Raw genomic sequence first — 12824 nt, 5'->3', positions numbered from 1 at the left:
GAAAAGGTAATCCCATGAACGCATTGAGTGATGAAGAACAACTTGATAACTTAAAATCTTTCGCTAAAAAATATGGTTCTGCCATGATTAGCGGAATTTTAATTGCGTTGATTGCCTTTTTCGGCTGGGAATATTGGCAGAAGAAAAATCTGGCTGAGTCTCAAATGGAAACAGCCAAGGTTCAGCAGTTAATGGACGATGCAAAAGGTGCAGCAGGCGATGCCAATGCATTTAATGCCTTGTCTGCAACTGCGGATAAAATTGTTAAAGAAGCACCAGATTCTGTACAGGCCATTCAAACCCAATTATTAATGGCCAAGCTGGCTTATGACAAAGCCGATTATGCACATGCAGAACGTGCCTTGAAAAAAGTTGAAAATTCCAAACTGGATGATGCCGGTTTAGTGCAAGTGGTTAAGCTGCGTTTGGCTTATGCCCAGCTGGCACAAAAGAAATATGATGATGCCATTAAAACATTGGCTGCGGTGACCGATCCTGCGTTTAAGGCGACTGCCGATGAAGCGCGTGGTGATGTCTATGTGGCTAAAAATGATATCGAAAATGCTAAAAAATCGTATATGAGCGCATGGGATGCGTTGCTTGAACGTAAGCAAGAACGTCAAATTTTACAAATTAAACTCGAAAGTGTCGGCGTTTTAGTTGATGATCCTGATGTTGAACGCCCAATTTTAGAAACACAAGTGGATGAGTCGTGATGGATAGAAAATACAAAATACCGTTTGCACTAACAATTTTAACATTTGCACTTGCTGGTTGTTCGACCAATAAAACTAAGGTGGAAGAGGTTAAACCGAATCCATTGCCTAAATTGGTGCAAGCAAAGACTCTTGTTCCCGTATTTTCTCAGAGCGTTTCTTCGACCAGTAAAGCAGACCCGTTACGCCTGCGTTTAGATGCCGATAACGGCGCGGTTTTTGCTGTCGATCCAAATGGTGAAGTGGCTGCCTATCAGGGTAAACAGCGCTTATGGCAGCAAAAAGTTTCCAAGCAGGGCTTGAGCTCGGGCATAGAAGCCGGTGAAGGCATTGTGGTTGTCGGCAATAAAAAAGGCCAGTTGTTTGCTCTGGATCAGGCCACAGGTGAGCAAAAATGGACTGCACAGTTGTCGGGTGCCATTTTATCTGCGTCACTCATTCAGTCAGGTCGTGTGATTACCATTACCAATGATGATACGGTCTATGCGCATGATCTGGCGACAGGTCAGCAAGTCTGGACCTATAATCTGCCGAATGTACAGTTCAGCCTGCGTGGTATTGCTACACCGGTTGCGCTTGACCCGCGTACCGTTTTGATTGCTTCATCAAACGCCTATATTTATGCACTGGATATTATCAGTGGTGTGCCGCGTATGCAGCGTCGTGTAGCTGTCAGCGAGGGACGTTCGGATATTCAGCGCCTGAATGATCTGGATGGCGATCCTGTTGTGGCTGGACAATTCCTGGTAACAACCAGCTACCAGGGACAGGTAACGGTGATGGATCTGGCGAGCCAACAAGTGGTGTGGAGCGAAGATGCCAGCAGTATCCAGCGTCCTGAAGTTTTCAAGAACACCGTTTATGTGGCTCAGGCCGATGGAAAAATCACAGCTTATGCGCTGACTACCGGTGAGCAATTATGGCAAAATGACAGCTTGCTGAATCGTCAGCTCAGCAATCCGGTGATCTTGGGTCAAGACCTGGTGGTAGGTGATTTGGACGGCGTATTGCATCTCATTGATCCGGCAACAGGCCAGCTGATTGGTCGTTCAAAAACCAGTGGGGAAGTGCGTACCCTGCGTGTGATTGATAACCAACTTTATGTAGCGACCCGTAAGGGTGCCTTAAGCATCTGGCAGAACCGTTAATTTTTTTCAGCCTTATGTTAAACTAAGCTAACCGTATTTTTTTACACGGGGGATTGAGCATTCAATGCCCCGTGTTTTATTTATTTTTGGCTACTTATTTCTTCCATTGTTTCTGATTGTTCAGACCAGACCTACTGGCTGATCTTGAATAAAGGTTAATCTATGAAACCCGTAATTGCGCTCATTGGTCGTCCGAACGTCGGAAAATCAACGTTGTTTAACCAGATCACCAAGAGCCGTGATGCGCTTGTTGCTGACTTTGCCGGTCTGACCCGTGACCGCAAATATGGTGACGCGACTTATCAAAATAAATCATTCATCGTTGTCGATACTGGTGGTATTGGTGAAACTGAAGGTGGAATCGACTCGTATATGGCTGAACAGTCCAAAACAGCCATTCACGAAGCCGACATGATCATCTTTGTGGTCGACGCACGTGCCGGACTGCTTGCATCTGATGAGCAGATTGCACGTGACTTGCGTACCTTGGGCAAAAAAGTATTCCTGGTTGCCAATAAAGTAGATGGCGTACATGCCGAAGCTGCACTGGTTGAATTCTACAAACTGGGGATGGGCGAACCGCTACAAGTTGCTGCCAGCCATGGTCGCGGCGTACAGCAGATGCTTGAAGAAGTGCTGCAAGATGTACCTGAAGATGAAAACCTGGATGAACATGACCGTGATACAGGCTTGCGTCTGGCAATTATTGGTCGTCCAAACGTGGGTAAATCGACACTGGTCAACCGTCTTCTGGGTGAAGAACGTGTGGTGGCATTTGACCAGCCCGGTACAACGCGCGACTCGATTTATATTCCGTTCGAACGTGATGGCCGCAAGTATACCCTGATTGACACAGCCGGTGTACGCCGTAAAGGTAAAGTGGATGAAATGATCGAGAAATTCTCGATCGTGAAAACTTTACAGGCCATGAAAGATGCACACGTGGTTGTGATTGTGGTCGATGCGCGTGAAGGGATTGTCGAGCAGGATTTGCATTTAATCGGTTATGCGATTGAAGCCGGTCGTGCGATGGTGATTGCGATCAACAAATGGGACAACATGTCCGAGTATGACCGTAAGCAATGCAAGCTCGACGTGGAACGCCGCTTTGACTTTATTCCTTGGGCGAAAATTCACTTGATTTCTGCACTGCATGGTACGGGTGTAGGTGATTTATATCCATCGATTCACCGTGCATATGATTCTTCCCACTTGAAAGTATCACCGGCAAAAATCACGCAAATTTTGAATGATGCAACCGATGCACATCATCCACCGAAAGTCCAAGGTCGTGCAATCAAAATGCGTTATGCACATATTGGGGGACAAAACCCGCCAACGATTGTCATTCATGGTAACAAGGTGGATAAAACCCCTGCGGACTATCGTCGTTATTTGGAAAACGTGTTCCGTAAAGTGTACAAACTTGAAGGTACACCAGTAAAAATTGAGTTTAAAACCTCAGAAAACCCGTTTGAAGGACGTAAATCTCAGATTGATGAACGTACTGCAGCCCGTAAGCGTCGCTATGTTCAGAAGTTCAAGAAAGCCGAGAAGAAATTTAAACGTGGTTAAGCACCTGGTTTAAATGGTATGAAAAGCCCAAAGTGATCTTTGGGCTTTTTTATTTTAAGATAGGCATCTATTTTTGAAAGGTGATCTGAAGTGAGCAGAGTGATACGGGTGGAGGTAAATGCACTGGAGCAGATTGTTGATCTGGATCATGCACTCGATCGCAAGCGCAAAATTCAGCTGCAAAAACAGCAAATCCATCATTTCCGCAATCAATTACTTTCCGAACAATTACAGGTCAGCATTCAGCATGAGCAGTTGGCAACCACTGAGCATGGTAAGCCGTACCTGGTCAATTTTCCTGAATTTTATTTTAATCACAGTCATAGCCAAAAAAATTATGCTTTGGCGACCAGTAGAAACATGCCCGATATCGGGGTGGATATTGAAGATCTGGATCGCAAGGTCAGGTTTGAAGCATTGGCGAATCATGCCTTTCATGCTTATGAATTAAAGCACTGGAATGACTTGCAACAGGATTCAGGCTATTGGTTTAAAGTCTGGACTACCAAGGAAGCCGTATTGAAAGCTGCCGGACTGGGCGTACGCTTAAATCTAAACGAGTTAAATACCCAGGTTCATCCAGTGCATGACGGCGGATTATGCAGTCATCCTTTAATTGGAACATTTGCCTATCAGAACTTTCATTTGGGCCATGTCATGCTCACGGTTGCCTGGCGATCAGAAGCTTCCTGTAAGGGTTTTACTTTTCCTGAAATCAAAATCTTTTTGTCACCTTAACATATGTTTTTCTTATCCTTATTACGATAAGGCGGTAACAGATTTAAAGTGGAAAATTGAATCGGGATAAATGGCAGATCAAAAAAATTAAAAAAACGAGTGGGTAATATCACCCGTTTTTTAAGGAATATGCTCAACGCAGCTAGAGCAGAGCATTCATAAAAAGATACAGGAATTACTGAAGGCCATCTTCGCTACGATCCACTTCGATTCGATATAATTTCGTTCCATTATAGGCATAAATTAAACGTCCAGCCTCCTTGTAATAGGTCTCAATACGGAACTGATCTTTAGAAAAAGCGCCTGCAACGGGTATCCAGGCTTTGGCAGTCTGATAGCTTCTTTGATCAGTTGAAGCACCAACTAAACTTTCTACCTGACCTTTAGACATGCCAATTTTTAACTGGGAAAATTTGGAATTCTGGTAATCTCCAACAATTTCACCGGTATAACTGCCATCAATCGAAACCTCTTTGGTGGCATTGCCATTCGGTACTGCATTGATTGAATTATTCTGAGACGTATGTTTATCGGATGAAAATGGCATAGTCGAACATGCCATTAAACTTAAGCTGCTGATTGAAATAAGAAGAAAATTTTTCATTATTATCGCCTTATCTTATTAAATTCATATGAAGGGGGAGTATAGAAATAATTTTAGTCAAAATAGTGCTATTGCCCATAGTTGTTTTTTAAGTAAAGTTTTACCAATTGTTATGGGGAGTAGGGCTTTCTTCTTCTGATCAATTTTTTGCAATTTTAGGTTTTTTAAAGCATATATAAGAACGCACATCCTATTTTTCAGAAAGTTTTGTCATACTTTTTTTTAGCCACAAACATATGCGCTAAACGACAGAATTCTTTTATTGTTTATTTTTTTGCTCGGCTTGATATTATAAATCCCTGCACTCAAATTAAACATTTTTTTAAAAAAAGAGCCTGTACATTAAGCTCTTTTAATATTGATTTTATTTATTCCCTTTTCGCCAAAAACATATTACTCATCCGATTTACAAACTGAGGACTCACTTTAGACAGGCTGAACAGGATTTTAGATTTGAAGCCTACAGGTTGGTGAGTCGGGGTAAATATGCTGTCTTTTACCTGAACTTGTCGATAGATCTGATTTGCTACATCTTCAGCGCTTAAGTGTACCCCCATATTTTTAATGCTGCCGGCATCCATATCTTTAACCATGGCCGTTTGTACAAAGAGCGGCATCACATCTAATACCCGAATGCCATATTTTTGCCACTCAATATCTAATCCTTCAGTAATGCCACGTACAGCAAATTTACTGGCTGAATATGTCACCAAATCTGGCTGCCCATAAATGGCAGAGGCAGAAGACAGGTTAATCACACGGGCAAAGGAGGCTTTTTGTAAATAGGGCAAGGCGGCATGACAACCATTCAACACACCTTTGACATTGATATCGATGGTTCGATGATGTGCGGTAATATCGGTCTGTTCAAAAGCACCTGAGTAGAGAATGCCTGCATTGTTGACTAAGACATTAATTTCACCAGACCAGGCCTTAAATTCGCTTAAAGTGTGCTGCCATTGGCTATAATCAGAAACATCGAGTAAACCGGCCTTAGCCCGTGTGCCTAACTGTTGAGCCAGCGCTTGAGCCTGATCAATATTGATATCATAAATGCCGACTTTATAACCGTGTTGATAAAACAGTGTCGCAATAGCAGCCCCAATGCCTTGTGCTGCACCACTAATGAAGATACTGTGCATCTGAATTTTCCTTTTCGTTTTGTATTGTTGTGCTTCATTTTTAATGAATTTATCTTCAGCATAACAGAAATGGAGTGTGGAGATAGTTGTTTAATCTGAAAGGATGGGAGTAATGAAAACATGGATAAATTATTGGCAGTGATGCGAGAGTTACGTGAAAAATGTCCATGGGATCAGCAGCAAACCCCACAAAGCTTAACCCTATATGCCATAGAAGAAGCCTATGAAGTTGAAGCTGCGGTCAGGGCGGGACATGCAAATGAAGTGCGCGATGAACTGGGCGATTTACTACTGCAAGTGGTGTTTCAGGCGCAAATGTACAGCGAACAGGGTGCTTTCGATTTCAATGATGTGGTCAATGCCATTACTGAAAAACTGATTCGCCGTCATCCTCATGTCTTTCAGGCCGAGCAATATTCACAATTGAGCGCGGAAGATGTAGCCATACTCTGGAAGCAAATTAAACAGCAGGAAAAGCAGGACAAGGCACAATCACGTTTAGATGAAATCAAGCATGGACCTGCCATCCAGCAAGCACATGAAATTCAAAAAAAAGCTGCCCAAATCGGCTTTGACTTTCCTGAAGTGTCAGATGCTTATGAGAAACTGAACGAGGAATTGGGCGAATTACAGCAGGCCATGCAAAATCACAATTCCGACGAAATATTCGACGAATTTGGCGATTGTTTGTTTTCACTGATCAATGTTGGACGTAAACTAGGGCTTTCGAGCGAAATGGCACTGTTAAGTACCATTCATAAATTTAGAACACGTTTTGCTTTCATAGAAGATCAGGCTCAGCAACAACATAAGAATATTGAAGCCCTGTCATTAGAAGAAATGGATCTGCTTTGGGAGCAAGCAAAACAACAATTAAAATAATAGGCCTCTCAATATGAAAAAAATAATATCTACCCTGAAGGGATTTTTTTATCTTTTTGGTTTGCTGTCTTTGTTGAGTGTATCCAGTAGCTATGCTCAACAGTTCGACCAGGAATATTTAAAATGGAAGGCTGAACAAGAGGCTCAGGATGCACGGTTAAAAATACCGCGCGTCTCAACCCGGGATTATTATTTGTCCAGACCTGCTTTAAACTCCGCGACTTCAGCGACCAGCAAAATCAATCTGAATCAGGCCAATGCTGAACAGCTACAAGCACTGTCCGGGGTTGGCCAAAAGAAAGCTGAAGCAATTATTGCCTATCGGCAAAAAAATGGAAAATTTAAAAATATTGAAGAATTGCAACAGGTCAAAGGCATTGGACCTGCGCTATTTAGCAAGAATAAAGACCGTTTAGGCTTGTAGAAGAATGGCAATAGCCGCTTAGAATATTGAACAAAGTATTGAGCATCGAGATAATCAAATTGCCCTTTGATTGTGTTAGAGATATGATTAGCGTCATCTTAGATATTTTACGTTCAGACGTAGGAGACAGCGTCTTTTGCAAACTTTGCGCGCGTCAAAATGTGGTTTATCAACCGCTCAATTACCTTCTTCCATATTAGATGTTATCGATGCTTTAACCAAGGCTGGCTATGAAGCTTATATCGTCGGTGGAGGTGTCCGTGACTTGATCTTAGGTCTGAATCCTAAAGATTTTGATGCGGTCACCAATGCAACCCCCGCTCAGGTAAAAGAAGTTTTCGGACGACGTTGCCGTATTATCGGACGACGTTTTGAGCTTGCTCATGTCTATGCCGGCCGCGAGCTGATCGAAGTCGCCACTTTCCGTGCACCGCCTAAAAAAGCCGTCACTTCTGCTTCAGGCATGATTTTACGTGACAATAACTGGGGCACCATTGAACAGGATTTTGCCCGCCGTGACTTTTCCATTAATGCGATGTATTACCAGCCGCGTAAAGGGATTGTGCTGGATTTCTGTCATGCCATTGATGATATAAAAAATAAAACCTTGCGCTTGTTGGGTGACCCAACCTTACGTTTCGAAGAAGATCCGGTACGGATGCTGCGTACTTTGCGTTTTGCTGCAAAATTAAATTTTAATATTGCCCCTGAAATTTTAGAGATTTTTACCCCTGAAATGACCCAGCTGTTGCGTGATATCTCTCCGCACCGCTTATATGATGAATCACAAAAATTATTCACCATGGGGCATTTGAACCGGGTGCTGCCCATGTTGATAGATTTCGGTATTTGGCGTCAGCTGTTTGCAGACATCAGCCCGGATATCTCCACCTTTATTGAACGTGCTGCGATCAATACCGATCAGCGTATTCAAATTGGCAAGACCATCAATCCTGCATTCTTCTATGCGGTATTGTTGTGGAAACCTTTTTTAGAGCGTTGTGACTTTTATTTGGGTAAAGGGATCGTTCCGGCAGAGGCAAGAGCACAAGCCGGTTTGGATGTTTTAAAACGCCAGGCCACCCGGACCATCATTCCACGTTTTGCAGAAACCTTTATTCGTGAAGTGTGGGAAATGCAAACGCGTTTGCTTAATCCGAAGCCGCAGCAAATTCAGGCTTTATCAACACATGCGCGTTTCCGTGCCGGATTTGACTTTCTGTTACTGCGTGAGAAATCGGGTGACGATACCACTCAGGGTATGGGCCTATGGTGGGATGCGTATCAACAGATGTCTACGGATGAAAAAGAACGCGCCATCAGTCAATATAACCGCCAGCGTGCAAAAAGCCGCCGCAAGGCAACTACAGAAGATGTGGTAGAAACGAAACCGGTTGCGGCAGTTACTGAAATTGAGCCTTTGGTGAACGAGCCTGAACCGCGTAGTCGTCGTGAACGCAAGAGTCGGGCAAAATCTGAAAAACCCGTTCAAAATGTTGCCTCAGGCGGCTCGGAAATTGGTTATGACCATCCAATTTTAAAACGCAAACGGGTCAAGCGTGATTTAAGCCAGGTGATTTTTGGACCGACACAATGATGACAGTAACCTATATCGGCTTAGGCAGTAACCTGGGGGATTCACGTCAAATTCTGGCAGAAGCCGTACAGAAGCTGGCAACGCTGGGAGCCGTGAAAACCTCCCGGTTGTACCAAAGCCCTCCAATGGGGCCGCAAGACCAGCCCAACTACTTAAATGCAGCTGTACAGCTGGTTACAGACCTGGAACCCCTTGCATTGCTGGATGAATTGCAGCGTTTTGAACAGGAATCAGGTCGGGTTCGACTGCGCCGTTGGGGCGAACGGACTTTGGACCTGGATCTCCTGATGTATGGCGAAGAACAGATTCAGAATGAGCGTTTGACCGTGCCACATATTGGTGTCATGGAGCGGGATTTTGTGCTGATGCCATTACTCGATTTAGAGGCAAATTTACAAATCAAAGGACAATTATTAAAAGATTTACCGATATTGCAACATCCAACGCTTAGCGTATTGGATGATGGAAATTGGGCAAATATTTAATTTTTTGCATGACCGCTTGAGAAAGTCGTCATAAGAGGAAGATCCAGATGATTAGTCTAAGTGACTTAAGAAAATTTAAAGCGCAAGGCCGCAAATTCTCCTGCCTGACTTGTTACGATGCGAGTATGGCGAAAGCAATGGAAGTTGCTGAAATTGATACAATTCTGGTGGGTGATTCTTTAGGAATGACCATTCAGGGTTGTGATTCTACCTTACCTGTGACAGTACAGGATATGGCTTATCACACGGCAGCCGTTCGACGCGGCAACCAGCATGCCTTTATTCTGACTGATTTGCCATTTATGAGCTATGCCACGCTGAATGATGCATTAATCAGTGCCAAACAAGTGATGCAAGCTGGTGCGCACATGGTGAAAATAGAAGGGGGCGCATGGCTGGCGGAAACCGTTCAGGTCTTGACCCGCAATGGTATTCCTGTGTGTGTGCATTTGGGCCTGACTCCACAATCCGTGCATGTGTTTGGCGGCTATAAGGTTCAGGCGCGTACCCGTGAAGCCGCCGATCAGCTGATTGCCGATTGTAAGGCTGTGGTGGACGCTGGTGCTGCGGTACTGCTACTGGAATGTGTTCCGGCGCAGGTGGGTAAGGAAATTAGTGAGTTGTTCCCGCATACGCCTGTGATTGGTATTGGCGCGGGGGCAGACACGGACGGCCAGGTGCTGGTTGTTCAAGATATGCTTGGACTGACCGGTGGTCATGTGGCCAAATTTGTCCGTAATTTTATGAAAGAACAGGCCGGGGAAACTGCAATTCTGGATGCTTTTAAGGCTTACCATGCAGCGGTACAAGATCAATCTTTTCCTGCTAAAGAACAAACTTTTCAAGTCGAGCTGTAAACATGAAAACAGAAACCACCATTCAGGGATTAAGCGCTTCACTGAGTCCAGCTCGATCGGCACGAAAAATTATCGGTTTTGTCCCGACCATGGGCAATTTGCACGAAGGGCATTTAAACCTGGTGCGTGAAGCCAAAAAAATCTGTGATGTTGTCGTGGTCAGTATCTTTGTCAATCCGATCCAGTTTGGACCCAACGAAGATTTTGACAGCTATCCACGGACTCTGGAGCAGGATAGCCATTTGCTGGCAGATGTCGGCTGTGACATTATTTTTGCGCCGAGCGTTGAGCAGATGTATGGCAATAAGCCACGTTTAACCAATATTAGCGTGTCTGATATTACCAATGACTTATGCGGGTTGCAGCGTCCGGGTCATTTTGATGGCGTGGCGGTGGTGGTCACTAAACTGTTCAATATTGTTCAGCCCAACTATGCCTTCTTTGGTGAAAAGGACTATCAGCAACTGGCAGTGATTCGTCAGTTTGTTCGTGACCTGAACATTCCGCTGGAAGTGATTGGTGTACCGATTACCCGTGCCAAAGATGGTTTGGCGCTCAGTTCGCGTAATGGTTATTTGAGTGCAGAACACCGTGCCATTGCGCCGACCATTTATCAAAGTTTAACTGCTGCCGAACAGCAATTGCACAGTGGTGTCAGTCTTGCTGAAGTGTTAGAAAATATGAAGCAAAAGTTGACACAAGCTGGTTTTATTGTGGATTATGTGGAAGCGCGTACTCCAGAATTACAAAAAATAGAAGCTTTTGATCAGGATGTGGTGCTGTTTGTGGCAGCCAAATTGGGCAAAACCCGACTGATTGACAACTTGCAGGTTAAGCATACTGCATAGACTTCACTATTAAGGACAGCCTTGCCATGAAGCGTATTTTAATCGTTACAGGACAATCCGGATCAGGAAAATCATCTGCTTTACAGGTGCTTGAAGATTTGGGCTATTACTGTATTGATAATTTGCCGCTGGCATTGCTGCCGGAAATTGTAGAAAAGCTGGATCGTGACAATAACCTGGAACAGCTGGCACTGGGCGTAGATGTGCGCAGCACCCGTGCAGACCTGCAAGAGTTCGACCATGTTTTTGAACAACTGCAGAAGCATGGTTCGGTGGATATCATTTATTTGACCACCCAGGACCAGGAACTGATTTCCCGTTTTAGTGCATCGCGCCGTCCACATCCTTTAGCCGGTCGTTTTAAAAGCCTGATTGAATGTATACAGGAAGAAAAAACTTTATTGCTTCCCATACAATTGCGTTCAACGGTGCATATTGATACCACCGATAAAAGCGTCCATGATCTGAAACACACCTTGTTGTCTAAACTTGGACAATCAGATAACCTCATTTTAATTTTACAATCATTTGGTTATAAGCACGGTATTCCACTTGATGCCGATTATGTATTTGACGTACGTCATTTGCCTAATCCACATTGGGATCTGGAATTGCGCAAATATTCAGGTTTAGATTTGCCTGTGCAACAGTTTTTGCTGCAAAGTGAACAAACCAATGAAATGTTCCAAGACATTTATCATTTTTTAGATAAGTGGTTGCCTGCCTTTGCAGAAGGGCATCGTCACTATATGACGGTATCCATTGGCTGTACCGGCGGGCAGCATCGTTCCGTATATATCGTAGATAGACTCAAAAAAGCCCTTGAGGAAAAATGGTCTATTCAAGTCCTCCACAGAGAAATGAAGCACTGGTCATGATTGACACAACTGTTGACGTAATTAATAAACTAGGTTTACATGCGCGTGCGTCTGGAAAGCTAATCGAAGTTACCACCAAATTTCGTTCATCGATTCAAATTGGTAAAGGCAACAAATTGGTAGATGCAAAAAATATTATGTCCTTGCTGATGCTCGGTGCAGGCAAGGGCACAACTTTACGCTTAGTGCTTGAAGGTGCAGATGAAGAACAGGCTTTATCTGAAATTCAGGCATTATTTGCAGCAAAATTTTACGAGGCAGATTAATCGTGGCACGTCGACCGAACCGTTTTACTGAAGATGACTTTGAAAGTTTAGAAGGACGTGCGAGTAAAACCGAACAGAAAAAAGCAGTTCAGCGCATGGCTGCTTTGGGTGAGCAACTGGCTCAGTTGAGTATCAAACAAATTAAAAACCTTCCGGTGGAAGAACGTCTGATTGATGCTTTACTGGATGTGCAAAGCATTACTTCACATGAAGCGCGTCGCCGTCAGTTTCAGCGTGTAGGAAAATTATTGCGTAATGAAGATGAAACCATGATTTTGTCTTACCTTACCCCGCAGCAGGGTGCGAAAAAAACCGCACAGTTGCAACGTTGGGTCGATCGTATGATCGCGCAAGGTGATCCGGTGATTAAAGAGTTCATAAAAGCGCACAATGCCGCCGAGCATCATGCGATTCGCCAGCATATTTTGCGTATCCATCGTGATATCAAAAATCAGGCAACCGAAGAAGAGCTGGCAGCATCCAAGTTAAAACTGTTTAACTATATTCAGCAAGTGGCTTTGATTTCAGATAATTGATCTGGAGCTTTGCTGATAATAAAAAAGCGACCCGATGGAGTCGCTTTTTTATGCCTCAATAGTTTTCTTTTTCTAAGGTTCCGCATTCTCCTTCCTCCTTGTAGGAGGAAGGTCGGGATGGAGGTTAT

15 protein-coding genes are annotated in these 12824 nt (G+C 43.9%); 13 read left to right on the top strand and 2 right to left on the bottom strand.

Annotated features, from left to right (window positions below; translation table 11 throughout):
* Window positions 1–14 precede the first annotated feature (14 nt).
* The 4 genes from BLP85_RS04880 to BLP85_RS04865 all read left to right on the top strand — a co-directional run bounded on the left by BLP85_RS04880 (window position 15) and on the right by BLP85_RS04865 (window position 4177).
* Window positions 15–716, top strand: a complete 702-nt coding sequence (locus BLP85_RS04880) for a YfgM family protein (RefSeq protein ID WP_092819019.1) — start codon at window positions 15–17, stop codon at window positions 714–716.
* Window positions 716–1864, top strand: coding sequence for an outer membrane protein assembly factor BamB (bamB, locus tag BLP85_RS04875; protein ID WP_092819018.1), 1149 nt, complete (start codon window positions 716–718; stop codon window positions 1862–1864). Before BLP85_RS04880 ends, bamB begins: the two co-directional genes overlap by 1 nt.
* A gap of 162 nt (window positions 1865–2026) precedes the next feature.
* Window positions 2027–3439 carry a ribosome biogenesis GTPase Der gene (der, locus tag BLP85_RS04870; protein ID WP_092819017.1) on the top strand — a complete coding sequence of 471 codons (1413 nt, stop codon included), beginning with the start codon at window positions 2027–2029 and terminating at the stop codon, window positions 3437–3439.
* Between the two features lie 90 nt (window positions 3440–3529).
* Entirely contained in the window at window positions 3530–4177 is a 648-nt protein-coding gene (locus tag BLP85_RS04865; RefSeq protein WP_171259653.1) for a 4'-phosphopantetheinyl transferase family protein, read from the top strand.
* 175 nt (window positions 4178–4352) lie between these two features.
* On the opposite strand, the gene BLP85_RS04860 is transcribed toward BLP85_RS04865, so the two are convergent.
* Together BLP85_RS04860 and BLP85_RS04855 are read right to left on the bottom strand one after the other, a co-directional pair.
* Window positions 4353–4781 (bottom strand): hypothetical protein, encoded by a 429-nt coding sequence (locus BLP85_RS04860; RefSeq protein ID WP_092819016.1) that lies wholly within the window; start codon window positions 4779–4781, stop codon window positions 4353–4355.
* 368 nt (window positions 4782–5149) lie between these two features.
* Window positions 5150–5923, bottom strand: coding sequence for an SDR family oxidoreductase (locus BLP85_RS04855; protein ID WP_092819015.1), 774 nt, complete (start codon window positions 5921–5923; stop codon window positions 5150–5152).
* A gap of 120 nt (window positions 5924–6043) precedes the next feature.
* Between BLP85_RS04855 and mazG the strand changes: the two genes are divergently transcribed.
* The 9 genes from mazG to yjgA all read left to right on the top strand — a co-directional run bounded on the left by mazG (window position 6044) and on the right by yjgA (window position 12696).
* Window positions 6044–6805, top strand: a complete 762-nt coding sequence (gene mazG, locus BLP85_RS04850; RefSeq protein WP_092819014.1) for a nucleoside triphosphate pyrophosphohydrolase — start codon at window positions 6044–6046, stop codon at window positions 6803–6805.
* 13 nt (window positions 6806–6818) lie between these two features.
* Window positions 6819–7229 carry a ComEA family DNA-binding protein gene (locus tag BLP85_RS04845; protein ID WP_092819013.1) on the top strand — a complete coding sequence of 137 codons (411 nt, stop codon included), beginning with the start codon at window positions 6819–6821 and terminating at the stop codon, window positions 7227–7229.
* A gap of 136 nt (window positions 7230–7365) precedes the next feature.
* A complete protein-coding gene (gene pcnB, locus BLP85_RS04840; protein ID WP_092819012.1) occupies window positions 7366–8826 on the top strand; it encodes a polynucleotide adenylyltransferase PcnB in 1461 nt (486 codons plus the stop codon).
* Complete coding sequence (gene folK / locus BLP85_RS04835) at window positions 8823–9311, top strand: 2-amino-4-hydroxy-6-hydroxymethyldihydropteridine diphosphokinase (protein WP_092819011.1); 489 nt, start codon at window positions 8823–8825, stop codon at window positions 9309–9311. The genes pcnB and folK overlap by 4 nt, the downstream gene beginning before the upstream one ends.
* Before the next feature lie 47 nt (window positions 9312–9358).
* Entirely contained in the window at window positions 9359–10168 is an 810-nt protein-coding gene (panB, locus tag BLP85_RS04830; RefSeq protein WP_092819010.1) for a 3-methyl-2-oxobutanoate hydroxymethyltransferase, read from the top strand.
* Between the two features lie 2 nt (window positions 10169–10170).
* Entirely contained in the window at window positions 10171–11016 is an 846-nt protein-coding gene (gene panC, locus BLP85_RS04825; RefSeq protein WP_092819009.1) for a pantoate--beta-alanine ligase, read from the top strand.
* 26 nt (window positions 11017–11042) lie between these two features.
* Window positions 11043–11894 (top strand): RNase adapter RapZ, encoded by an 852-nt coding sequence (rapZ, locus tag BLP85_RS04820; protein ID WP_092819008.1) that lies wholly within the window; start codon window positions 11043–11045, stop codon window positions 11892–11894.
* Window positions 11891–12160 (top strand): HPr family phosphocarrier protein, encoded by a 270-nt coding sequence (locus BLP85_RS04815; protein WP_086175841.1) that lies wholly within the window; start codon window positions 11891–11893, stop codon window positions 12158–12160. Before rapZ ends, BLP85_RS04815 begins: the two co-directional genes overlap by 4 nt.
* A 2-nt stretch (window positions 12161–12162) precedes the next feature.
* A complete protein-coding gene (gene yjgA, locus BLP85_RS04810; RefSeq protein ID WP_092819007.1) occupies window positions 12163–12696 on the top strand; it encodes a ribosome biogenesis factor YjgA in 534 nt (177 codons plus the stop codon).
* Window positions 12697–12824: the final 128 nt, after the last annotated feature.

Source organism: Acinetobacter kookii (genome assembly GCF_900096895.1).
In the GTDB taxonomy this organism is placed as follows: Bacteria; Pseudomonadota; Gammaproteobacteria; order Pseudomonadales; family Moraxellaceae; genus Acinetobacter; species Acinetobacter kookii.
Note: the sequence above shows the minus strand (reverse complement) of the source record. Positions and strands in the feature narration are given on the sequence as shown.

Bases quoted from the DNA above. Each gene is read 5' to 3' on its own strand.
- BLP85_RS04845 (WP_092819013.1), top strand. From the start codon at position 6,819: ATGAAAAAAATAATATCTACCCTGAAGGGATTTTTTTATCTTTTTGGT.
- BLP85_RS04855 (WP_092819015.1), bottom strand. From the start codon at position 5,923: ATGCACAGTATCTTCATTAGTGGTGCAGCACAAGGCATTGGGGCTGCT.
- bamB (WP_092819018.1), top strand. From the start codon at position 716: ATGGATAGAAAATACAAAATACCGTTTGCACTAACAATTTTAACATTT.
- BLP85_RS04880 (WP_092819019.1), top strand. From the start codon at position 15: ATGAACGCATTGAGTGATGAAGAACAACTTGATAACTTAAAATCTTTC.
- BLP85_RS04815 (WP_086175841.1), top strand. From the start codon at position 11,891: ATGATTGACACAACTGTTGACGTAATTAATAAACTAGGTTTACATGCG.
- rapZ (WP_092819008.1), top strand. From the start codon at position 11,043: ATGAAGCGTATTTTAATCGTTACAGGACAATCCGGATCAGGAAAATCA.
- mazG (WP_092819014.1), top strand. From the start codon at position 6,044: ATGGATAAATTATTGGCAGTGATGCGAGAGTTACGTGAAAAATGTCCA.
- der (WP_092819017.1), top strand. From the start codon at position 2,027: ATGAAACCCGTAATTGCGCTCATTGGTCGTCCGAACGTCGGAAAATCA.
- folK (WP_092819011.1), top strand. From the start codon at position 8,823: ATGATGACAGTAACCTATATCGGCTTAGGCAGTAACCTGGGGGATTCA.
- panB (WP_092819010.1), top strand. From the start codon at position 9,359: ATGATTAGTCTAAGTGACTTAAGAAAATTTAAAGCGCAAGGCCGCAAA.
- BLP85_RS04860 (WP_092819016.1), bottom strand. From the start codon at position 4,781: ATGAAAAATTTTCTTCTTATTTCAATCAGCAGCTTAAGTTTAATGGCA.
- panC (WP_092819009.1), top strand. From the start codon at position 10,171: ATGAAAACAGAAACCACCATTCAGGGATTAAGCGCTTCACTGAGTCCA.